The sequence below is a fragment of the Streptomyces sp. NPDC107538 genome (genome assembly GCF_055657445.1).
Genome location: NZ_JBVKAY010000005.1, coordinates 318844 through 340078, shown reverse-complemented (window position 1 = coordinate 340078; position 21235 = coordinate 318844). Strand labels below are relative to the sequence as shown.

At 70.9% G+C, this 21235-nt stretch carries 19 protein-coding genes and 1 pseudogene; 13 read left to right on the top strand and 7 right to left on the bottom strand.

Going from position 1 to position 21235, the window contains the following annotated elements; all coding sequences use genetic code 11:
- Positions 1-22: 22 nt before the first annotated feature.
- Entirely contained in the window at positions 23-814 is a 792-nt protein-coding gene (locus tag ACZ7MG_RS19885; protein ID WP_471393545.1) for a hypothetical protein, read from the bottom strand.
- Positions 815-874: 60 nt separating this feature from the next.
- Positions 875-1612, bottom strand: coding sequence for a hypothetical protein (locus ACZ7MG_RS19880; RefSeq protein ID WP_471393548.1), 738 nt, complete (start codon positions 1610-1612; stop codon positions 875-877).
- A 197-nt stretch (positions 1613-1809) separates the two neighbouring features.
- Between ACZ7MG_RS19880 and ACZ7MG_RS19875 the strand changes: the two genes are divergently transcribed.
- The 6 genes from ACZ7MG_RS19875 (at position 1810) to ACZ7MG_RS19850 (ending at position 8375) form a co-directional block, all read left to right on the top strand.
- Positions 1810-2565 (top strand): SDR family NAD(P)-dependent oxidoreductase, encoded by a 756-nt coding sequence (locus ACZ7MG_RS19875; protein WP_471393550.1) that lies wholly within the window; start codon positions 1810-1812, stop codon positions 2563-2565.
- A gap of 146 nt (positions 2566-2711) precedes the next feature.
- A complete protein-coding gene (locus tag ACZ7MG_RS19870; RefSeq protein ID WP_471393553.1) occupies positions 2712-3830 on the top strand; it encodes an LLM class flavin-dependent oxidoreductase in 1119 nt (372 codons plus the stop codon).
- 107 nt (positions 3831-3937) lie between these two features.
- Positions 3938-5668, top strand: a complete 1731-nt coding sequence (locus ACZ7MG_RS19865) for an N-acyl-D-amino-acid deacylase family protein (RefSeq protein WP_471393555.1) — start codon at positions 3938-3940, stop codon at positions 5666-5668.
- Entirely contained in the window at positions 5665-7131 is a 1467-nt protein-coding gene (locus ACZ7MG_RS19860) for an aldehyde dehydrogenase family protein (RefSeq protein ID WP_471393556.1), read from the top strand. The genes ACZ7MG_RS19865 and ACZ7MG_RS19860 overlap by 4 nt, the downstream gene beginning before the upstream one ends.
- A 120-nt stretch (positions 7132-7251) precedes the next feature.
- The gene (locus tag ACZ7MG_RS19855; protein WP_471393557.1) at positions 7252-7842 is read left to right on the top strand and encodes a hypothetical protein; all 591 of its coding nucleotides are present in this window, start codon (positions 7252-7254) and stop codon (positions 7840-7842) included.
- Positions 7842-8375 carry a P-loop nucleotide/nucleoside kinase family protein gene (locus ACZ7MG_RS19850; protein ID WP_471393559.1) on the top strand — a complete coding sequence of 178 codons (534 nt, stop codon included), beginning with the start codon at positions 7842-7844 and terminating at the stop codon, positions 8373-8375. The genes ACZ7MG_RS19855 and ACZ7MG_RS19850 overlap by 1 nt, the downstream gene beginning before the upstream one ends.
- A gap of 21 nt (positions 8376-8396) precedes the next feature.
- Here the strand turns inward: ACZ7MG_RS19850 and ACZ7MG_RS19845 are convergent, their stop codons facing one another.
- Positions 8397-8963, bottom strand: coding sequence for a hypothetical protein (locus ACZ7MG_RS19845; protein WP_471393561.1), 567 nt, complete (start codon positions 8961-8963; stop codon positions 8397-8399).
- Between the two features lie 99 nt (positions 8964-9062).
- On the opposite strand from ACZ7MG_RS19845, the pseudogene ACZ7MG_RS19840 reads away from it, so the two are divergent.
- The 3 genes and pseudogenes from ACZ7MG_RS19840 to ACZ7MG_RS19830 all read left to right on the top strand — a co-directional run.
- A pseudogene (locus ACZ7MG_RS19840) lies at positions 9063-9485 on the top strand (SAM-dependent methyltransferase); the annotation flags it as partial.
- A 58-nt stretch (positions 9486-9543) separates the two neighbouring features.
- Positions 9544-10332, top strand: a complete 789-nt coding sequence (locus tag ACZ7MG_RS19835; protein WP_471393562.1) for an alpha/beta fold hydrolase — start codon at positions 9544-9546, stop codon at positions 10330-10332.
- A 62-nt stretch (positions 10333-10394) separates the two neighbouring features.
- Complete coding sequence (locus ACZ7MG_RS19830) at positions 10395-10718, top strand: hypothetical protein (protein ID WP_471393565.1); 324 nt, start codon at positions 10395-10397, stop codon at positions 10716-10718.
- A 34-nt stretch (positions 10719-10752) separates the two neighbouring features.
- On the opposite strand, the gene ACZ7MG_RS19825 is transcribed toward ACZ7MG_RS19830, so the two are convergent.
- Together ACZ7MG_RS19825 and ACZ7MG_RS19820 are read right to left on the bottom strand one after the other, a co-directional pair.
- Entirely contained in the window at positions 10753-11730 is a 978-nt protein-coding gene (locus tag ACZ7MG_RS19825; RefSeq protein WP_471393566.1) for a phage baseplate protein, read from the bottom strand.
- Positions 11731-11895: 165 nt separating this feature from the next.
- The gene (locus tag ACZ7MG_RS19820; protein WP_471393569.1) at positions 11896-12291 is read right to left on the bottom strand and encodes a nitroreductase/quinone reductase family protein; all 396 of its coding nucleotides are present in this window, start codon (positions 12289-12291) and stop codon (positions 11896-11898) included.
- Positions 12292-12365: 74 nt separating this feature from the next.
- Between ACZ7MG_RS19820 and ACZ7MG_RS19815 the strand changes: the two genes are divergently transcribed.
- Positions 12366-13298 carry an endonuclease/exonuclease/phosphatase family protein gene (locus tag ACZ7MG_RS19815; protein WP_471393571.1) on the top strand — a complete coding sequence of 311 codons (933 nt, stop codon included), beginning with the start codon at positions 12366-12368 and terminating at the stop codon, positions 13296-13298.
- Between the two features lie 58 nt (positions 13299-13356).
- Here ACZ7MG_RS19815 and ACZ7MG_RS19810 read toward each other — a convergent pair whose 3' ends face one another.
- Positions 13357-14187, bottom strand: coding sequence for an SAM-dependent methyltransferase (locus ACZ7MG_RS19810; RefSeq protein ID WP_471393573.1), 831 nt, complete (start codon positions 14185-14187; stop codon positions 13357-13359).
- Positions 14188-14369: 182 nt separating this feature from the next.
- Positions 14370-15944, bottom strand: a complete 1575-nt coding sequence (locus ACZ7MG_RS19805) for a CehA/McbA family metallohydrolase (RefSeq protein ID WP_471393895.1) — start codon at positions 15942-15944, stop codon at positions 14370-14372.
- A 272-nt stretch (positions 15945-16216) separates the two neighbouring features.
- Here ACZ7MG_RS19805 and ACZ7MG_RS19800 point away from each other — a divergent pair, with 272 nt between their 5' ends.
- The 3 genes from ACZ7MG_RS19800 to ACZ7MG_RS19790 all read left to right on the top strand — a co-directional run bounded on the left by ACZ7MG_RS19800 (position 16217) and on the right by ACZ7MG_RS19790 (position 21124).
- On the top strand, positions 16217-17104 hold the full coding sequence (locus tag ACZ7MG_RS19800) for a serine hydrolase domain-containing protein (protein WP_471393575.1): 888 nt from the start codon (positions 16217-16219) through the stop codon (positions 17102-17104).
- A 147-nt stretch (positions 17105-17251) separates the two neighbouring features.
- Entirely contained in the window at positions 17252-18109 is an 858-nt protein-coding gene (locus ACZ7MG_RS19795; protein WP_471393577.1) for an LLM class F420-dependent oxidoreductase, read from the top strand.
- A 342-nt stretch (positions 18110-18451) separates the two neighbouring features.
- Positions 18452-21124, top strand: coding sequence for a bifunctional FO biosynthesis protein CofGH (locus ACZ7MG_RS19790; RefSeq protein ID WP_471393579.1), 2673 nt, complete (start codon positions 18452-18454; stop codon positions 21122-21124).
- Positions 21125-21235: the final 111 nt, after the last annotated feature.

Here is a 21235-nt window from a genome sequence, read left to right as displayed (position 1 = left end):
AATTCGGGTTCTCTGTATCCGGTTACTCCACCGCGATATCCGTCAGTGCCACCTCGACGTCCGTCACATTCGTGCCGCCCTCGCCGAAACCGGGCTCCGCGCGGACGCTTCCCTCGCTGTTCAGGATTCCGTTGGCCTGGGGCGTCCCGCACTGCACATTGCGGAGCCAGAGACGGCCGTCCGGGGTGCCGTTGGAGAGGAGCTGCGGATAGAAGGCGTGGATGGTGGTGGCGTTCTCGCTGGGGGAGAAGAACACCTTCTGACCGTCCTGCTCGTCCTTGTACGTGGCGCGGAGGAAGCCGCTCACATCGGTGCGCTTGTGGGACCACATGAAGAAGGCGATGTGGTCGGGCTTCACCACATCACTGCGCTTGAAGGTGAACGAGGACGACGTCTCGTCGGTCTTGATGTTGAAGTCCGTGACGTTGAAGGTGACACCGACCTCGAAGAACGAGTTCCCCAGCTTGGTGTCGCCGCTGACGCTGAAGCCCTCCTCCAGCTGGATGACCCGGGCCACGGAGGCCGTTCCGCTGAATTCCTTCTTCGCCTCGGTGTCGATACCGCAGTTGTCGGTGACGGTGGTGACCCGTTCGTTGGGGCCGAAGCTGTCGCGCTTGTTCTGGACGGGAACGAACTCGCAGTTCTCCAGCTTGTTCGAGTCCGTACGGCAGTCCGTGGCCACCTCGTCGGGGGTCGCGGCGCCGGCGCTGTACATCAGCGGGACGGCCATGCCGAGGGCCACGACCGGCGCCAGGGCGAGGGTGATGCGCTTCTTCTTGCTCCGGTGGTTGCCGCTGCGGCCGGTGCGTGACATGCGTGTCTCCTGTGCGAGGGGAGGGGGGAAGGGGGGTCGGAGGGGGTGTCGGGCAGGGCCTCAGCAGTCGGTCAGTACGGCCTTGGAGGTGCCGTCCACGAGCCCGGGGGTGCCCGCCGCGCCGGGGCGGATGACCGGTCCCTCGACGACGTCCGGGGCCACGAAGTTCTTCTCGGGAGAGGGGTTCACGGCGAAGGACCCGGGGTCGGCGTCGATCCGTACCCGCCATTCACCGGTCATCCGCTGCATCTTCGGCGTGAACGTGACGTGCAGGACCTTTCCGACGGGCACCTGCCGCTGTTCCGACTCGGTCGCGGTCGCCGACTTGGTGGTCAGGTCGAGCGTGCCCTTGTGCTTGACCCAGGAAAGACCGATGGCGCCGAACAGCCCGCCGAGCGCGCCCTGCTGGGTGGCGGTGTAACGGCCCTGGCCCTGACCCACCGTCTGGGAGAACTCGGTGGTGACCTCGGACGGTTCGGTGGCGTTCGGCTCGCAGTTGGGGAAGTCGACCGTCACCTTCTCCGTGGGGCCGTCGAAGGTCTCGAAGTTCGTCTCGACGAAATCGCAGTTGTCGGCGGCGAAACCGTCGGCGAAACCGCCTCCGAAATCGCTCACCGACTGCTGCTTTCCATTGAGGACGGCGGACCTCTCGCACATCGCGACGATCTGCTCGGGCGTCTTCTCGTCGGCCGCGTTGGCCGACGGCAGCAGGACGGTCGCGACGGCGGTCACGGTCACGATGGAGGCGCCGATCGTGACGTAACGGACCTTCTTGTTCCTGAAGCGCCTTTTGGCCATGACCGGTTCTCTCCTTGGGGGTGGCTTTACCTTCCGTTGGAGAATTATTGAGGTCTCCATCAATGCGCCGACAGGGTCAAATGTCCCTACTTCCAGGTCACTTGGCGTTGCATATGCGAGTGACATGACGACATCTGACGCTCTATCAGATTCGGCGGTACGCTGACCTCGGCCAACGCACCCCGAAGGGAGTCCCCATGGGCAAGCTCGACGGACGTGTCGTCCTCGTCACAGGTGCCGCGCGCGGTCAGGGCGAACAGGAGGCCCGGCTGTTCCGGGCGGAGGGCGCCGAGGTCGTCGTCGCCGACGTCCTCGACGACCAGGGGGAGGCCCTCGCCAAGGAGATCGGCGCGCTCTACGTCCACCTCGACGTGAGCGAAGAGGGCGACTGGGCGTCCGCCGTGGCCGCCGCCAAGAACGCGTACGGCCGGGTCGACGGCCTCGTCAACAACGCCGGCGTGCTGCGCTTCAACTCCCTCGTCGACACCCCCCTCGACGAGTTCATGCAGGTCGTACGGGTCAACCAGGTCGGCGTCTTCCTCGGTATCAAGACCCTCGCCCCCGAGATCGAGGCGGCCGGCGGCGGCACCATCGTCAACACCGCCTCGTACACGGGCATGACGGGGATGGCGTACGTCGGCGCGTACGCCGCGACCAAGCACGCGATCGTCGGCCTCACCCGCGTCGCCGCGCTGGAGCTGGCCCGCAAGGGCATCCGGGTCAACGCGGTCTGCCCCGGCTCCATCGACACCGCGATGACCGACCCGGGCGACGAGGCGTCCGCCGAGGCCGTCGCCAGGCTCTACCGCAAACGGGTGCCGCTCGGCCGGATCGGCCGCGCCGAGGAGGTCGCCCGGCTCGCCCTCTTCCTCTCCTGCGAGGACTCCTCGTACATCACCGGGCAGCCCTTCGTGATCGACGGCGGCTGGCTGGCGGGGGTGAGTCTGGGCTGATGTCCCGGCCGACATCCGAGCTGATCCTCGGCCGACGTCTGGGCTGACGACGCGTCAGCTATTGACCCTCCACGGAGCCGATGGAACAGTCGGCCTATCAGAATCTGACGTACCGTCAGATCAGGCCGTGGGGACGGTGAACCTCCGTGGAATTCGGGCTCTTTGTACAGGGATACGTGGGCAAGCGGGCCGAGACCGACCCGCTCGCGGAGCACAAGGCGCTGATGGAGGAGACCGAGTACGTCATCCAGGCCGACAAGTCCGGTTTCAAGTACGCGTGGGCCTCCGAGCACCACTTCCTGGAGGAGTACTCCCACCTGTCGGCCAACGACGTGTTCCTCGGGTACCTGGCCCACGCCACGGACCGCATCCACCTCGGCTCCGGCATCTTCAACCCGCTCGCCCAGGTCAACCACCCCGTGAAGGTCGCCGAGAAGGTGACCATGCTCGACCATCTCAGCGAGGGCCGCTTCGAGTTCGGCAGCGGGCGCGGGGCCGGTTCGCACGAGATCCTCGGGTTCATCCCCGGGGTGACCGACATGAACTACACCAAGGAGATCTGGGAAGAGACCATCGCCGAGTTCCCCAAAATGTGGCTCCAGGACGAGTACGTCGGCTTCCAGGGCAAGCACTGGTCCCTGCCACCGCGCAAGATCCTGCCCAAGCCGTACGGGAAGTCGCACCCCGCGATGTGGTACGCCGCCGGGTCGCCACCGTCGTACTCCATGGCCGCGCGCAAGGGGCTCGGGGTGCTCGGCTTCAGTGTGCAGAAGGTCTCCGACATGGAGTGGGTGCTGGAGCAGTACAAGACGGCGATCGTCGACGCCGAGCCGATCGGTGACTTCGTCAACGACAACGTGATGGTGACGACGACCGCGATCTGCGCGCCCACGCACGACGAGGCGGTGCGGATCGCGGTCAACGGCGGGCTGCACTATCTGCCGTCGCTGGTGTTCCGGTACCACGACACGTTCCCCCGGCCGGACGGGTTCCCGGTGTGGCCGGAGACGCTGCCCGAGTACAACGAGGAGTTCATCGAACTGCTCATCGAGGAAGAGCTGTTGATCTGCGGGGATCCGGACGAGGTGGTCCGGCAGTGCAAGCGGTGGGAGCAGGCGGGGGCGGATCAGTTGAGCTTCGGGCTGCCGGTGGGGGTGCCGAAGGACGCGACGCTGCAGACGATTCGGCTTGTCGGGGAGCACGTGATTCCGAAGATCGATACGGATCCTGTGCATCGGACTTCGCGGTTCCGGGCGGCGGGGTGAGGTTCGTATGGCGGCTGCGGGTTCGATGTGGTTGCTCGCGCAGTTCCCCGCGCCCCTAAAAGCTTCCCGGCACCCCAATCTCACCAGGCACCCGGAAGGAGTGAGTCGTGCTCGACCATGTCGTCAAAGGTGTGACCGTCGTCGATGGGACCGGTGCGCCCGCGTACATCGCTGATGTGGGGATACGGGACGGGCGTATCGCCGTCATCGGGGACGTGACGGAGGAGGCGCGGTCGTCGGAGGACGCGCGCGGGCTCGTGCTCGCGCCCGGCTTCGTGGACCCCCACACGCACTACGACGCGCAGTTGTTCTGGGACCCGTACGCGACGCCCTCGCTCAATCACGGGGTGACCACGGTCGCGGGCGGGAACTGCGGGTTCACGCTCGCGCCGCTCAACCCCGACCGGCCCGAGGACGCGGACTACACGCGGCGGATGATGTCCAAGGTCGAGGGGATGTCGCTGGTCGCGCTGGAGGAGGGGGCACCCTGGAACTGGAACGGGTTCGGGGAGTACCTGGACGCGCTGGAGGGGCGGATCGCGGTCAACGCCGGGTTCATGGTGGGGCATTGTGCGCTGCGGCGGTATGTGATGGGCCCGGACGCGATCGGCGGGCAGCCGAGCGGTGAGCAACTGGACGCGATGCTGCGGCTGTTCCACGAGGCGATGGAGGCGGGGGCGTGGGGGCTGTCCACCACGCAGTCGTCGACGCACAGCGACGGGGACGGGCAGCCGGTCGCCTCCCGGCACGCGAAGCCCGACGAACTCATCGCGCTGTCACGGGCGGTGGGCGAGCACGAGGGCACCCAGATCGAGGCGATCGTGGCCGGGTGCCTGGACCAGTTCAGCGACGAGGAGATCGACCTCTTCGTCGAGATGAGCGCGGTCGCCGGGCGCCCCCTCAACTGGAACGTCCTCACCATCGACTCCGCCGTCCCCGAGCGCGTGCCCAGGCAGCTGGAGGCGAGCGAGCGGGCACGGAAGGCCGGGGGCCGGGTGGTCGCCCTGACCATGCCGATCCTCACGCCGATGAACATGTCGCTGGGCACGTTCTGCGCGCTGAACCTGATCCCCGGCTGGGGGCCGATCCTGGGCCTGCCCGTGCCCGAGCGGATCGAGCGTCTGCGCGACCCGGCCGTACGGGCGGAGATGCTGCGGCGCGCGGACAGCAAGGAGGCGGGTGTCTTCCGGCGGCTCGCCAACTTCGGGCGGTACGTCATCGGCGACACCTACAGCGAGGCCAACGAGGGCCTCACCGGGCGGGTCGTCAAGGACATCGCGGCCGAGCGCGGCCAGGAACCGTTCGAGTGCCTGGTCGAGATCTGCGCCGCCGACGACCTCCGTACGGTCCTGTGGCCCATGCCCACCGACAACGACCCCGGCTCCTGGACCCTGCGCGCCGAGACCTGGCGGCACGAGGACGTCCTCCTCGGCGGCTCCGACGCGGGCGCCCATCTGGACCGGATGTGCGGCGCCCCGTACACCACCCGGTTCATCGGGGACTGTCTGCGCGGCCGGAAGCTCGTCGGGCTCGAACAGGCGGTGAAGATGCTGACCGACGACCCGGCACGCCTCTTCGGCCTGCGTGAACGGGGTCAGGTGCGGGAGGGGTGGCATGCGGACCTCGTCCTCTTCGACCCGGAGCGCGTCGACGCCGGCAAGGCCACCCTGGTGCACGACCTGCCGGGCGACAGCCCGCGCCTGGACTCCCGCGCGATCGGCGTACGGGCGGTCTGGGTCAACGGCGTCGAGGCGATCCGCGACGACGTGGTGACCGGGTCGGTGCCCGGGAAGGTGCTGCGCAGCGGGCGGGACACGCGGACGGTGAGTACGAGGTGAGTCCCGAGGGGTCTTCGGAGCGGCGGCGGTTGTTCATCGGCGGCTCCTGGGTGGAGCCCGGCGGTGGGCACTACGAGGTGGTCGACCCGGCGACGGAAGATGTCGTCGGGTGGGCGCCGGAGGCCACACGCGAGCAGGTGCACGCGGCGGCCGCCGCCGCCCGGGAGGCCTTCGGCCCGTGGTCGCGGACCCCGGCCGCCGAACGGGCGGCGATCCTCGCCCGCACGGCGGACCAGATACGACGCCACCTCGTCCCGTACGCCGAACTCGCCCAGGCCGAGAGCGGGGCGACGACCGGGACGGCGCGGGGCATGCAGGTGGGGGTGGGCGCGGCCCGCTTCCAGCGGTACGCGCGCGTGGAACCGGTCGAGGAGCCGATCGCGCCCCAGATCAACGAGGCGGGCCCCTTCGGCAAAGCGGCCGTGATGGGCGCGCTCGCCGTACGGCAACCGGTCGGTGTGGTCACCTGCGTGACCTCGTACAACAACCCCTGGGCCAACCCGGCGGGCAAGATCGCCCCCGCCCTGGCCATGGGCAACACGGTGGTCGTGAAGCCGGCCCCGCAGGACCCGCTCTCCGTGTACCGCATGGCGGAGGCGTTGGAGGCCGCCGGTGTTCCGCCGGGGGTGGTGAACGTGGTGAGTGGGTCGGGCGCGGACGTCGGGGAGGCGGCCGTGGACTCGCCGGACGTCGACATGGTCAGCTTCACCGGGTCGACGGCGGTCGGGCGGCGGATCGCGGAGGTGTGCGGGCGCGGGATGAAGCGCCAGCTGATGGAACTGGGCGGGAAGGGCGCGGCGGTCGTCTTCGACGACGCGGACGTGGGCGCGGCGGTGGCCGGTATCGCCACCACCTTCACCTTCTACAGCGGGCAGATCTGCACCGCCCCGACCCGGGTGATCGCGCAACGCGGTGTCTACGACCGGCTGGTGACCCAACTGGCCGCGTACGCCGCCCGGTTGCCGGTCGGCGACCCGCGCGAGCCCGGCACGGTGGTGGGGCCGGTGATCTCGGCGGCCCACCGGGACCGGGTCGAGGCGTATGTCGAACTGGGCCGCAAGGAGGGCGCGCGGGTGGTGGCGGGCGGTGAACGGCCGCCGTACGACCGGGGTTTCTATGTCGCGCCCACGCTGCTGGTGGACTGCACGCCGGACATGCGGGTGGTCCGCGAGGAGATCTTCGGCCCGGTCGTCGTCGTCCTCCCCTTCGACGACGAGGAGGAGGCCGTCGCCCTCGCCAACGACAGCGACTACGGCCTCATCGACTACGTCTGGTCCGGCGACGTGGCCCGAGCCTTCCGCGTGGCCCGACGCCTCCGGGCGGGCGGCGTCGGCGTGAACACGGTCGGCCGCAACATGGAGGCCCCGTTCGGCGGCTTCAAGCAGAGCGGGGTGGGGCGTGACGTGGGCTCGTACGCGCTGCACGCGTACAGCGAGGTGCAGGCGATCGTGTGGCCGGGGTGAGGTCTTCCCTTGGGATCGCCGGGGACGTAATGATGTTCGAATGTGGGACTGGTCGCGGGACGGGCGCGTCGGGTACATCGGGATCACCGGGTGCTCCGTGCGTGGTGGACGTGTGTCGTGGTGAGCCCGCGGCCTCTCCTCTACCTGGATGTGGACGGCCCCTTGAACCCGTACGCGGCGAAGCCCGAGCGGAGGCCCGCCGGTTACACGACGCATCGGATGAAACCGCAGGGGTGGATCGCACAGCATCCGGGGCAGCCCGCGGCATCCGTCAAGCCGTTGCGGGTGTGGCTCAACCCGGACCACGGGCGTCAACTGCTGCAGTTGGGTGAGCTGTTCGATGTGGTGTGGGCCACGACGTGGGTGGACGAGGCCAACACCTACATCGGGCCGGTCCTCGGGCTGCCGGAGCTGCCGGTGGTGGAGTGGTCCGGGGCGGGCGGGCCGGGGGCGTCCGGTGCGGCGCTGCCCCCGGGGGTGTTCTGGAAGACCCCCCATCTCGTCGAGCACGCGGCGGGGCGCCCGTTCGCGTGGGTCGACGACGAGATCGGCGCCCCCGACCGGGACTACGTGACCAGGCACCACCCCGGCGCCGCCCTCCTGCACCACGTCTCCCCCCGGCTCGGCCTGCGTGCACCGGATTTCGACACTCTCACCGAGTTTGTACGGACCACCACCACTGGCCCGGTGAGGACCGATACGGTCGGCTGATGATCGTATGGGTGAACGGGGCCTTCGGGAGCGGTAAGACCACGTTGGTCGAGGAGCTGCGGGGGCGGTGGCCCGAGGCGTTGGTGTGTGATCCCGAGGTGATCGGCTATGTGCTGAGGGAGATCGTGGAGGTGCCGACCGGTGACTTCCAGGATCTGCGGCTGTGGCGGCGGCAGGTCGCCGAGACGCTGGTGGGGCTGGTGGAGGAGTACCGGCAGCCGGTCCTCGCGCCGATGACCTTGGTGAACCCGCAGTACGCCGCCGAGGTGTTCGACGCGATCGGCGCCGCCGGCATCCCCCTCCACCACTTCTTCCTCAAGGTCCCCGAGGACGTACTGACCGCCCGCATCGACGGCCGCAGCTTCACCCCGGACGACCCCGAGCAGGACGCCCGGGTCCGCCGGTGGTGCAAGGAGCGCATCGCGGCGTGCACGGCCGCGGTCGACACCCTGCCCGCCGACACGGTGTTCCTGGACGGCGAGTCGAGCCCGGGTGAGCTGGCGGAGCAGGTGCTGCGCCGGGTGAGGGCGTGAGCCGCCGGCCTGGGACGGCCGTCAGCCGCTGAGGTCCTGCTCGCTCGGTTCGCCTCGGCCGACGGACAGGGACCAGCGGACACCCGAGGGGGCGGTGACGGAGACCGTGCCCGCGCGCTCCGCATCGTCCATGGCGAACTCGTTGGCGATGCTGGTCACTTCGCCGTCCAGGCAGTCCATGGGGAAGGAGGCGGCCAAGGGGCGAAGTACGACCTCGATCGTGCCCTCACCCGCGCAACTCACCGCCACGATGAGGGCGTTGCCATCGCCCTTCCTCGCCTCGCCGAACTCCAGGTGCGCGCTGCCCTGCGTCCGGTCCTGACGCAGGACGACACGGTCGGCGAAATTGTCCGGGGCGCGCTTCGCCAACTCACGGGGCACGTCGTCGGTCCCGGTCTCGGTCGCGGTCTCACTCGCGTCCGCCGCCGGCGTCGCCCGCGCCGGGCGATCGGCGTGCTGCTTCCGTGCCCCGGTGTCGCTGCCGGAGTCGGACGAGCAACCGGTCGTGAGGGCGAGGAGGCCGGCCGTCGCCAGCAGCGTCAGGGTGGTGGTGCGCGCCAGGTGTGGCATACGTACTGCGCGTGTCATGAAAGGCCCCCGTCAGTCGGCCCGTTGGTCGCGGGCGAGGCCGTGATCGTGGCACCGGGCCGAGAGCGGGGACAAGGCGCGGCGGCGGGTTCAGAGGATGATCTGGTCCAGGCGATCGTCGACCCGGAGGCGTGGCGGCGGACACTCGCGGGCGCCTACGAGGCCCTCCGGCCGGGCGGCCACCTGGCCTTCGAGACCCGCGACCCGGCCCGGCGGGCCTGGGAGGCATGGAATCGCGAGGACTCGTACACGGTCACTACCGGGGTACCCGGGTACGGCACGGTGGAGAGCTGGGTGGAACTGACCGAGGTCGACGGCCAGTTGGTGACGTTCCGCCGGCACTACGTCCTGGAAGCCGGCGGCACCACCCTCACCTCCGACTCCACCCTCAGGTTCCGCGAGCGGGAGGAGATCGAGGCGGAGCTGCTCGCGCATGGGTACGAGGTGGAGGACGTACGGGACGCCCCGGACCGCCCGGGGCGGGAGTTCGTGTTCGTGGCGTGTCGGCCATTGGCGTTTTGACCGATTGGGGCCTTTTCGCCGTCTCGGTGGGGCGGGCAGAGTCATCGCCATGGAGTGCATGGTGCAGGTCGAGAGCGGCGAGGTCTGGGCGGACGACACGGGCCCGGGCCCGGGGGTGGGTGCGGCCGGGCCTCCCCTCGTGCTGCTGCACCCGGGCGTCGGGGACTCGCGTATCTGGGACCGGGTGGTGGCGGGCGGCCTGGCGGCCCGGCACCGGGTGATCCGGTACGACGCGCGCGGGTTCGGCAAGTCACCGAAGCCGGGTACGTCGTACACGCAGACGGGCGACCTCCGGGCGGTCCTGGACCACTTCGGTGTTCCCCGCGCGGTGGTCGTCGGGTCGAGCATGGGCGGCTCGACCGCGATCAGTTTCGCCCTGGAGGAGCCCGGCCGGGTGGCGGCGCTCGGGCTGGTCGTCCCGGGGGTCAGCGGCTACGCGGGCCTGGAGTCGGCGGAGTTGACGGAAGAGATCGGGCGGCTCGCGAAGGCGGGTGACATGGACGGCCTGGTGGCGCTCGGGCTGGGCCTGTGGGGAGGGGCGGGCCCGTCCCCCGACACCGAGGCCGACGCGGCGCTGCGGGCGGCGATCCCCGCGTGGTTCACGACGTACGGCCACGACACCCCGGCGCCGCCGGCCTTCGACCGCCTGGGCGAACTCGCCCTCCCCGCCGCCCTCCTCCTCGGTGAGAAGGACCAGCCGGAGGTCGTCCGCTGCAACGAGGAGATCGCCGCCCGCCTCCCCGACTGCCACCTCGTCCGCCTCCCGGCCGCCGACCACTTCCCGACCCTCCGCGACCCCGACGCCGTACGGGACTTCATCGAGGAGCTGTACGAGCGGGTGGGCTGAAGCAACCCCTCCCGGGGATGCGGTGGTCTTACCGGGCGTCACCGACCGGAAGGGCGCACTCCATGGACCTCGTCCCCGATCCTGTTCCCGATCCCGATCCCGATCCCGATCCCGATCCCGATACCGACCCCGTTCCCGACCCCGACCTCTGCCTGACCGTCCCGCGAGGCTTTGACGACTCCGACGCCGAGAGTCAGGTCCACCCCATGGCCCGGAAGCTGTTCCCGGCCACCGCCGCCGCGGACGCCTTCAGAAAGGCCCAGGAGTGGGTGGCGGAGCACGACGTCTTCCTGGTCGACGTCTCCTGGGACTTCGCGCACGACGAGGACGAGCCCTACACGCTGAGCATCTACTTCACGTTCGAGCTGGAGCCCGGGCAGGCCTGACCGGCGGCCCACCCGGGCTCGGCCCGGACATGGCTCAGACCAGCGCCTTCTTGTAGAAGATGCTGGAGCGCCGGTCGCCCTCCACACCGGTGGCGAAGCCGATGAAGAGGCGGACCTCGCCCGCGTCGGTGCGGTAGACCGCCAGGCCCTCGGGCTCCCGGTGGTGGAGGGTCGAACCGGCCTTGCTGAGGACGGGGCCCTGCTTCACGTTGCCGGTGTTGACGTCGATGCTGGTGATGTAGGTGTTGCCGTCACCGGTGGGGGTGCCGTCGCCCGGGTACGCGTCGCCCGTCAGGTAGTACATGTACGAGCCGTAGAGGGCGTAGCCCTGCGGGGTGCCGGAGATCGTCGGCTGGGCGAAGTCGACCAGCGGCGAGCCGAAGTTGCCCGTCCGGAAGGCGGACAGGGGGTACACGGCGATGCGCTTGCCGGAGCTGGTGTTGTAGCGCACGATCATGCGGTCGTGGACCGGGTCGGCGGAGCAGGTGTACTCGCTGGCCCCGGAGATCGGCCGGTACGCGGCCGAGGCGGCCGGCGAGCCCAGGGTGGTGCCGCCCTGGTAGGTGATGGGGGCGAGCGCGGTGCCGTACCCCTTGGTGTTCGCGGCGCACTCGATCCACAGCTCGGTCCGGGAACCGTTCGGCAGCGCGGCGAAGGCGACGCCGTGGCCGAAGCCGTTGAGGTGCATGTACGAGAGGTAGTTGCCGTCGAAGTCCATCTTGCTGATGCACAGGTCACCGTCGGCCTCGGTGCTTCCGACGCGCTTGGTCGCCACGAACAGGAACTTGTTCTCCCAGTCGAAGGCGAAGCTCTGCTGGACCCGTACGCCGTGTGTCTCCTTGGACCGGAACAGGTCGTACGACGGCTGCGTGAGATCGAACCGCTTGGTGGTGGCCACCGCGGCGGAGGCGGTCTGCGCGCCGAGTCCCAGCCCGAGCGCCGCGAGTGAGGCGCCGGCGCCGGTGCGTATGAGGCCGCGGCGGGAGAGGGGGAAGCCAGGGGTGTGGTTCATGGGGGGACTCCAGGAGCGTAGGTCGGCGGCTGAAGTACGAGATGATAGCTATCGCGAAGACCGTGGGACGTGCCGGGTCCTCGGGGCAGTTGGGGCTCGGCTTCCCAGCGTCACAGGAGCGAAACGGGACCGTGCGCGGATCAACCGCCGTACGCCGGACGGTTCCTAGCCGCGCAGATCCACTCGTACCGTCAGCAGCTGTGACCCCAGGAGCCGGACCGCCGTGCTGTTCATGCGGGGGAGGGCGCGGAGGCGGGCGACCGGGTCGTCGTCGGGGAGGAGATGGGCCGTGCCCTCGTGCCAGCGGCCCCGGATACGGACGCGGACCGACGGGTTCGCCTTGATGTTGCGGATGTAGTGCGACTGTTCGCCGTACTCCGAGACCAGCCAGAACGTGTCGCCGACGCGACGCCCGCCGATGGGGGTGCGGCGGGGCAGGCCGGATGTACGGCCGGTGGTCTCCAGGACCGTCTGCACAGGGAGCCGGCGCAGCACCGGGTTGGCCACGTGGCGCTGGAAGGCCGTGACGACGCGCTGCTTGCGGTCCGGATCGCGGGACATCGGCTTGGTTCTCCTCGGGGGGTGGGAGGTAGGGGTTACAGGATCGGGTACGTGGTGAGGGTGGTGGTCGGCCGGTGCGGGTCGTGACATGGAACCTGTGGTGGCGGTTCGGACCGTGGCAGGAGCGGCAGAAGGCGATCCTCGCCGTGCTGCGTGAACTGCGGCCCGACGCGGTCGGGTTGCAGGAGGTCTGGCAGCGGGACGGGGAGAGCAGGGAGGGCGGGGAGAGCGGGGCGAACCTCGCCGGGTGGCTCGCCGCGGAGCTCGGCATGCACTGGGCCTGGGGCGAGTACGGCGACGTTGGGCGCTGGCGGCGGCGGATCGGGGACCCGGCCGTCGGGGCCGGGGTCGCCGTGCTGAGCCGGTGGCCCGTGCTGGAGCGGGACGCCATAGGCCTGCCCGCGGCGGACGGCGGCCGCACCCGCGGCGCCCTCTACGCCCTCCTCGACGCCCCCGGCGCGCCCGTCCCCTTCTTCACCGCCCACCTCAGCTCCGAGACCGAGGCCTCCGCGCTGCGCTGCCGGCAGGTCACCGAGGTGGCCGGATTCGTCGCCCGCCACCGGGACGGCAGCCCCCATCCGCCCGTGATCACCGGGGACTTCAACGCCTGGCCCGACTCCGACGAGGTCCGGCTCTTCGGCGGCTACAAGACCGCGCCCGCCGTACCCGGCCAGTGCTTCTTCGACGCCTGGGAGTTCGCCGAGCCGGGCGCGCCCTCCGCCACCTGGGACATCACCAACCCGTACGTCGGCGGGGCGTCCGGCCCGAGCGTGCGCGTCGACTACATCCACGTCGGGCCACCGGGTCCCGGCGGACTCGGCCACGTACGCGCCGTGCGCAGGGCGGGAGACGCCCCCGTCGACGGCGTATGGCCCTCCGACCACATGGCCGTCGTGGCCGACCTGGCGGACGGGGGTGCGGACGGGCGCGCTGACGGCGGTGCTGACGGGCGCGTTGATGGCGGTGCTGACGGCGGCGTTGACGGCGGCGCGGCTGGGACCCGCTGAGGGTCCCGGCCGCGCGCCCCGTCCACGGGTCCTACGGTTTCCTGCCCGGCTTCCCGCCCTACGGCTTCCGGCCCAGCCCCCCGTGCTGCCCGATCGGCTTCGGCTCGCCCGCGTCCGTGGCGTCCGGGCGCCACAGCGGTACGGAGACGATGCCGGGGTCGACCAGGTCGAGGCCGTCGAAGTAGCCGGTGATCTGGTCGATGGGGCGGAGGAAGTACGGGACGGCGCCGGTCTCGTTGTAGGCGTCCTGGGCCCGCTCGTAGTCCGGGTCGGTGCCCCGGGAGCCCTCGTTGATGTTGAGGTAACTGCCGGAGGGGAGACCGGCGAGCAGGCGGCGGACGATGTCGCGGGCCTCCTCGTACGAGCCGACGTGCCCCAGGATGCCGCTGAGGATCAGCGCGGTCGGCCGGGACAGGTCCAGCGTCGCCGCCGCGGCCTCCAGGATGCGCTCCGGGTCGTAGAGGCTGGCGTCTACGTACGCCGTGGCGCCCTCGGGGGCGGAGTACAGCAGCGCGCGGGCGTGCGCGAGGACCATCGGGTCGTTGTCGACGTAGACGATCCGCGACTCCGGCGCGCTGCGCTGGGCGACCTGGTGGGTGTTGTCGGCGGTGGGCAGCCCGGTGCCGACGTCCAGGAACTGTCGGACGCCCTCCACCTCCACCAGGTGCCGGATGCTGCGCCGCAGATACGCGCGGCTGCTCCGGGCGATGGTGACGATGCCGGGGAAGGCGCCGGCGTACGCGTCGCCGGCCGCCTCGTCCACCGGGTAGTTGTCCTTGCCACCCAGCCAGTAGTTCCAGATGCGGGCGGAGGCGGGCACCGAAGTGTCGACCTTCTCCTTCGCCGCCGAAGCCGCCGCCGGGTCGGGCGTGGTCGCGTTGTCGGTCATGGGCGCCGTCTCCTTGGCCATGCAGATGCGTCGTCACACATACAGACGCACGTACTGTGTCGAGCCAAACCTAAGGCCCAACACAGCTATTTCGTACGCGGGTTCCCCCTGACTTCCTGGTGGCTGCCATCGCCGCCCTCTTGCCGCCCCTATCGCCGCCCTATCGCCGCCCCATCGCCGTCCTATCGCCGCCCGAGGAAGATCGGGTTGGTGAAGGCCGCGAGCGGGCCCGGGAAGCCCGGGACGATCGGGGGCCGGCGGACCTCCGCGCGGACGTACGCCGCGTACGAGGCCGTCGTGCGCCACTCGGCCGAGCCCGTGCCGGAGGCCGGGATCTCGGCCGAGGTGAACAGGACGCCCTGGTCGGTGACGAAGCGGATCGTGCAGCCCGCGGAACCCGTCGCCTCCAGCCGGACGGTGACGGCGGCGTCCGCGTCCACCTTCAGCCGCTCCCCGATGCCCGCGTGCTCGCCCCGCGCCCCGGACGCCGTGAACGACACCGACACGTCCTTGGACTCGGCGACGTACGAACGGCCCGCGCGCAGCCCCTCCTGGATGGCCTCCCTGGTCAGATCGTCGGCGAGGACGACCGTCTGGGGGCGGCCCACGGGGTCGGGATCGCGGTGCGCGTCGCTGTTGCCCATCGCCGGAATCCAGTCCACGCGGCCCTCACGGCCCTCACGGCCCTCGCGCACGGCCGCCACGAGCATGCCGTCCCAGTCGGCGAGCGCCACCTCGTCCTCCGGCGAGTACGCGCCGTTCCACACCTCCACCGCGTCCGCCTCGCCGAAGCCGAACTTCCAGTTGCAGCCGATGCAGGTGGCGTGCGGATGCGCCGGTACGACCAGGCCCCCGGCGCGGCGGATCTGCCGCGCGTACTTGCCGAACCGGTTGTCCCGCGCCCGGTACCGCCAGTCGACGAACGTCCCCGGGTCGACCCCGAGCGCCACGACGTGACCGTTGCGGGTGGTGACCTCCTCGCCCAGCATGATCAGCAGGTCGTCACCGGCGTGCTCGGCCCAATGGGCGTGCGCGGACTGGGTGTTGTGCTCCGAGCTGTTGATGAAGTCCAGCCCCGCCGCGCGGGCGAGCGCCGCCAGTTCGCCGAGCGTGCGGCGGCCGTCGGAGTACCAGGAGTGCAGATGGCAGTCGCCCCGGTACCAGGCCCGGCCCCGCCCCTTGGCCCGCTCCGGCGGATACACCGGCTTCACGGCCGTGGCGGGCCGGCCGTAGGTGAGGGTGATCGTGATCTCGTACGGCAGTCCGTCCGGGGCCACCGTGTACGGGCCCAGCGCGATGTGCCAGGTGCCGGGGCGGACCGGGCCGGGGATGTAGCCCGGGGTCGCCTCGTCGGCACGGATGAAGAACTCGGTGCGCGCGCCGCCGGACCAGCCCCGGAAGCCCTTGCCGCCGAGGTCCGTGCCGCGCTCGTCGAAGACACCGATGTCGAGCGCGTTGCCCATGGTGCCGGCCGGGACGGTCGGTCTCTCGTAGCTGTACGAGACCTTCAACTCCCGTACGCCGGACGGAACTTCGACCGGCAGATACACGAAATCGGGGGAGCCGGGGGGAAGTGTCCCCCGGATCGTCTTCGTCTCCTGGTCACCGTGCGCGGCCTCGGCGCCGCTCGTCCCAAAGGTCACGCTTCCCAACGTAAGCGCGGCCGCCGCCGACGTCACGAACAGCGCACGCCTTCCGAGCCCGTTCCCGCTCCCGTTGACGTTCCCGTGCCCGTCGCCGTGGTCGTCGTCGCACATGCTGCTGCTCCCCGGGTCGGTCGTGAGTGACATGACGTGGGTGGTGCCTGGTGCGGGGGTGGTGCGTGCCACCTTCCTATGCGGTGGTGAACTGGCGGACAAGGGAAGGAAATCGCCGGTTTTCCTTACGACGTGCAGACGGCGGTCAGTTCGTCGGCGGCGGCGTCGATACGGCTGGTGTCGGACGACACATACGCTTTACCTTCCATCTCTCTTCCATCTCTCTTCGATCTCTCTTCCGTCCGACCCCGTCCGAGCAGGAGACACAGAACGTGCGGACACCGATCTGTCTGCTCGGCGGAGTTGGTATCACCGACCGGGTCGCCCATGGCCACGACGTGGACCGGTTCGTGGAGATCGGCTCCCTCACCAAGGTGGTCACGGGGACGGTCCTGGCCCGGCTGGAGGCGGAGGGGAAGGGGAAGGGGCGGATCGGGTTCGACACCCCGCTGGAGGAGTGCGTCGACGACGTCCCGGGCGGGACCGGCATCACCCTCCGGCATCTCGCCGAACACACCTCGGGGCTCCCCCGACTGCCCCGCCTGCCCCGCCTGCTCTCCGGGCCTACGGGCTTTGCGGACGACCCTTACGCCGGCTTCACGGAGGCTGCCCTGCGGGAGCAACTGCGCGATCTGCGGCGGCTGCGGACCGGGCGGCTGGGGGAGGAGGAGTACTCCAACCTCGGGTACGCCGTGCTCGGGCTCGCGCTCACGAGCGTCACGGGGCGCTCGTACCAGGAACTGGTGGAGACGTACGTCCTGTCGCCGCTCGGGATGGCGGCGGGGGCGATGACGGGGAGCCCGCCGGACGGGCGCCGTCTTGTGCCGCGCGACCTGTTCGGCAGGCCGCGTCCGCTGTGGACGATGACCGGTGCGATCCTGCCGGCCGGCGGGCTGTGGTCCAGTTGCCGGACGCTGGCGGAGCTGGTGGTCGCCCTGCTCGTGGACCGCCGGCTCGGCGAACCGGCACCCTCCTGGCAGCGGGGCCCCTCGCTCCGCTGGCACGACGGCGCCACCCGCGGCTCCTCCGTCGTCGCCGCCGCGTACGACGACGGCCGCTGGGCCCTCGTCCACCGCCTCGGCCCGCTGTCCCGCACAGACACGCTCACCAAACGCGCCCTGCTCGCGACGACACCACCACGGGATGCCGGGCGCGGCTGATCGGCACCGGGTGCCGATGCGAGGTGGGCCGACAGCGACACCGGGGCCGCCGGGTGGGCCGACTCCCCCCGAGCCCAACCGGCCGGCCCCCCTAAGTGCCGACCGGTCGGTATGGACATCCATGTCCTGAGCGGCTAGAGATGACACATGCGCATCTCCGTGACGATCTTCCTCACCGACGAGACGATCACCCCGACCCGACTCGCGCGCGAGTTGGAGCAACGCGGTTTCGCGGGGCTCTACCTCCCCGAGCACACGCACATCCCCGTCGAGCGGACGACGCCGTACCCGGCGGGCGGGGAGCTGCCGCGGGAGTACGGCCGTACCCTCGACCCCTTCGTGGCGCTCGGCCAGGCCGCCGCCGTCACCGAGCGGCTGGGGCTCGGCACCGGGATCACGCTGGTCGCGCAGCACGACCCGATCGACCTCGCGAAGCAGATCGCGACCGTCGACCACCTCTCCGGCGGGCGCCTCACCCTCGGCCTCGGCTACGGCTGGAACGTCGAGGAGGCCGCCGACCACGGGGTCGAGTGGCGCACCCGGCGGGAACTGGTCCGGGACCGCATGGCCCTGATGCGGGCGCTGTGGGCGGAGGAGCCGACGGCGTACGAGGGGGAGTTCGGGAGCGTACGGGCGAGTTCCGCGTACCCCAAGCCGGTGCAGAAGGCGCGCGGGCCGGTGGTCGGGCCGCGCACGCTGATCGGCGGGGCCGCGGGGCCCAAGCTGTTCGCGCACATCGCCGAGTACGCGGACGGGTGGCTGCCGATCGGGGGGCGGGGCCTCGGGGAGGCGCTGCCGGTGCTGCGGCAGGTGTGGGCCGACGCGGGGCGCGATCCCGCGGGGCTGCAGGTGGTGCCGTATGCCGTGCAGCCGAGTGCGGGGAAGCTGGCGTACTACGCGGAGTTGGGCATCGAGGAGGCCGTGGTCCAGCTGCCTCCGGCGGGGGAGGCGGAGGTGCTGGGGCTGCTGGACGAGTACGCGGGGTTCTTGGGGGAGGGTGCCTGAGAGCTCGCGGGTGCGGGTTTCGTCGGCGAGTGCGGGCCCGGCGGGGCTTCTCGCGCAGTTCCCCGCGCCCCTGAAAGACCAGGCCCCCGCGCCCGTGAAAGACCAGGGCCCCGCGCCCCCGAAAGACCAGGCCCCCGCGCCCGTGAAAGACCAGGACCCCGCGGCTCTGATAGGCAACCGGCGGCGGGTCCGAAAAGCACGGGGCGCAGCCCCTGCTTTTCAGGGGCGCGGGGAACTGCGCGACCAGCCCCCACGCACCCGCACCCGCCGACGAAACCCGCACCCCCGAGCTACGAGGCGCCCACCCCACCGGCGGAGCCAAGCCGCTCGTATGCTCGACGAATGACGACTTCCGCGACCTCTGGAACCGGACCCACCGACGACCGCACCGACGAGCGCACCAACGACCGCACCGGCACCGTCCCCGCCGTCCCCGCCGGCCCGACCGGCTCCCCCGGCCCCACCGAGAACGCGATGCGGCGCGCGCTCAAACGCGCCCGCGACGGCGTGGCGCTGGACGTGACCGAGGCGGCGGTGCTGCTACAGGCGCGCGGCGCGGCGCTGGAGGACCTGTCCGCGTCGGCGGCCCGGGTGCGGAACGCGGGCCTGGAGGCGGCCGGGCGGCCCGGCGTCATCACGTACTCGAAGAGCGTGTTCATCCCGCTCACCCGCCTGTGCCGGGACAAGTGCCACTACTGCACCTTCGTCACCGTCCCGGGCAAGCTCCGCCGCTCCGGCCACGGGATGTTCATGTCCCCGGACGAGGTCCTGGACGTGGCCCGCAAGGGCGCCGCACTCGGTTGCAAGGAAGCGCTGATCACCCTCGGCGACAAGCCGGAGGACCGCTGGCCGGAGGCGCGCGAGTGGCTCGACGCGCACGGCTACGACGACACGATCGCGTACGTCCGGGCCATCTCCATCCGCATCCTGGAGGAGACGGGCCTGCTCCCGCACCTCAACCCGGGCGTGATGTCGTGGACGGACTTCCAGCGGCTCAAGCCCGTCGCCCCCTCCATGGGCATGATGCTGGAGACGACCGCGACCCGGCTGTGGTCCGAGCCGGGCGGCCCCCACTACGGCTCCCCCGACAAGGAACCCGCCGTACGCCTGCGCGTCCTGGAGGACGCGGGCCGTTCCTCCGTCCCCTTCACGTCCGGGGTCCTCATCGGCATCGGCGAGACGTACGAGGAGCGCGCCGAATCCCTCTTCGCGCTCCGCAAGGTCTCCCGCGCCTACCACGGCGTCCAGGAACTGATCATCCAGAACTTCCGCGCCAAGCCGGACACCGCGATGCGCGGCATGCCCGACGCGGAACTGGACGAACTGGTCGCCACCGTCGCCGTCGCCCGCCTCCTCATGGGCCCGGCGGGCTGCATCCAGGCCCCGCCGAACCTGGTCGACAGCGAGTACGAGCGGCTGATCGGCGCCGGGATCGACGATTGGGGCGGGGTCTCCCCGCTCACCATCGACCACGTCAACCCCGAGCGCCCCTGGCCGCAGATCGAGGAACTCACCGAGCGTTCCCGCGCCGCCGGCTTCGAACTGCGCGAACGCCTCTGCGTCTACCCGGAGTTCGTCTCCCGCGGCGAGCCCTGGCTGGACCCGCGGCTGCTCCCGCACGTACGGGCGCTGGCCGACCCGGAGACCGGCCTCGCCCGCCCGGACGCGGTGGTCGAGGGCCACCCGTGGCAGGAGCCCGAGGAGGTCTTCGTCTCCACCGGCCGTACGGATCTGCATACCTCGATCGACACCGAGGGGCGGACGTCCGACCGCCGCGACGACTTCGACTCCGTCTACGGCGACTGGGGCGCGCTGCGGGAGGCGGCGGCGCCCGGGATGGCGCCGGAGCGCATCGACATGGACGTCCGCGCGGCGCTGGCGACGGCGGCCGACGACCCGACGAAGCTGACGGACGCCGAGGCGCTGGCCCTGCTGCACGCGGACGGCCCGGCCCTGGACGCCCTCACCCGGATCGCCGACGACGTCCGCAAGGCCGCCGTCGGCGACGATGTCACGTACATCGTCACCCGGAACATCAACTTCACGAACGTCTGCTACACCGGCTGCCGTTTCTGCGCCTTCGCGCAGCGCCGCACGGACGCCGACGCGTACACGCTCTCCCTCGACCAGGTCGCCGACCGGGCGCAGCAGGCCTGGGACCTCGGCGCGGTCGAGGTCTGCATGCAGGGCGGCATCCACCCGGACCTGCCGGGGACCGCCTACTTCGACATCGCGAAGGCCGTGAAGTCCCGCGTCCCCGGCATGCACGTGCACGCCTTCTCCCCGATGGAGGTGGTCAACGGCGCGACCCGCACGGGGATGTCGATCCGCGAGTGGTTGACGGCCGCGAAGGAGGCGGGCCTCGACTCGATCCCCGGCACGGCGGCGGAGATCCTCGACGACGAGGTCCGCTGGGTCCTCACCAAGGGCAAACTCCCCACCGCCACCTGGATCGAGGTGGTGACGACCGCCCACGAACTGGGCATCCGCTCCTCCTCCACGATGATGTACGGCCACGTCGACCAGCCCCGCCACTGGCTCGGCCACCTGCGCACGCTGGCCCGTATCCAGCAACAGACCGGCGGCTTCACGGAGTTCGTGACGCTCCCCTTCATCCACACCAACGCCCCGGTCTACCTGGCCGGCATCTCCCGCCCCGGCCCGACGATGCGCGACAACCGCGCCGTCATCGCGATGTCCCGCCTCCTCCTCCACCCCCACATCCCCAACATCCAGACCAGCTGGGTCAAACTCGGCACCGAGGGCGCCGCCGAAATGCTCCGCTCCGGCGCGAACGACCTGGGCGGCACCCTCATGGAAGAGACCATCTCCCGCATGGCCGGCTCCTCCTACGGCTCCTACAAGTCGGTGAAGGACCTCATCGCCGTAGCCGACACCGCAGGCCGCCCGGCCCGCCCCCGCACCACCCTCTACGGCGAGGTCCCGGAGGAACGCCAACGGGCGGCGGCCCTCTCGGACGGGCACCTGCCGGAACTGCTGCCGGTGCTGGAGTGACCTCCGTGGCAGGTAGACCACAAACAGGCAGGCACACAGGCAGACACGCAGGCGGGTCGGAAAACCCTTTCAGCAGTGTCAGCGCCCCCTGTTAGCCTCCTGCGGCCCGTG

What these genes read in the sequence shown, in the direction of transcription:
- ACZ7MG_RS19885 (WP_471393545.1), bottom strand. Translation starts at nt 814, where the DNA reads ATGTCACGCACCGGCCGCAGCGGCAACCACCGGAGCAAGAAGAAGCGC.
- ACZ7MG_RS19880 (WP_471393548.1), bottom strand. Translation starts at nt 1,612, where the DNA reads ATGGCCAAAAGGCGCTTCAGGAACAAGAAGGTCCGTTACGTCACGATC.
- ACZ7MG_RS19875 (WP_471393550.1), top strand. Translation starts at nt 1,810, where the DNA reads ATGGGCAAGCTCGACGGACGTGTCGTCCTCGTCACAGGTGCCGCGCGC.
- ACZ7MG_RS19850 (WP_471393559.1), top strand. Translation starts at nt 7,842, where the DNA reads ATGATCGTATGGGTGAACGGGGCCTTCGGGAGCGGTAAGACCACGTTG.
- ACZ7MG_RS19845 (WP_471393561.1), bottom strand. Translation starts at nt 8,963, where the DNA reads ATGACACGCGCAGTACGTATGCCACACCTGGCGCGCACCACCACCCTG.
- ACZ7MG_RS19835 (WP_471393562.1), top strand. Translation starts at nt 9,544, where the DNA reads ATGGTGCAGGTCGAGAGCGGCGAGGTCTGGGCGGACGACACGGGCCCG.
- ACZ7MG_RS19830 (WP_471393565.1), top strand. Translation starts at nt 10,395, where the DNA reads ATGGACCTCGTCCCCGATCCTGTTCCCGATCCCGATCCCGATCCCGAT.
- ACZ7MG_RS19825 (WP_471393566.1), bottom strand. Translation starts at nt 11,730, where the DNA reads ATGAACCACACCCCTGGCTTCCCCCTCTCCCGCCGCGGCCTCATACGC.
- ACZ7MG_RS19820 (WP_471393569.1), bottom strand. Translation starts at nt 12,291, where the DNA reads ATGTCCCGCGATCCGGACCGCAAGCAGCGCGTCGTCACGGCCTTCCAG.
- ACZ7MG_RS19810 (WP_471393573.1), bottom strand. Translation starts at nt 14,187, where the DNA reads ATGACCGACAACGCGACCACGCCCGACCCGGCGGCGGCTTCGGCGGCG.
- ACZ7MG_RS19805 (WP_471393895.1), bottom strand. Translation starts at nt 15,944, where the DNA reads ATGTGCGACGACGACCACGGCGACGGGCACGGGAACGTCAACGGGAGC.
- ACZ7MG_RS19795 (WP_471393577.1), top strand. Translation starts at nt 17,252, where the DNA reads ATGCGCATCTCCGTGACGATCTTCCTCACCGACGAGACGATCACCCCG.
- ACZ7MG_RS19790 (WP_471393579.1), top strand. Translation starts at nt 18,452, where the DNA reads ATGACGACTTCCGCGACCTCTGGAACCGGACCCACCGACGACCGCACC.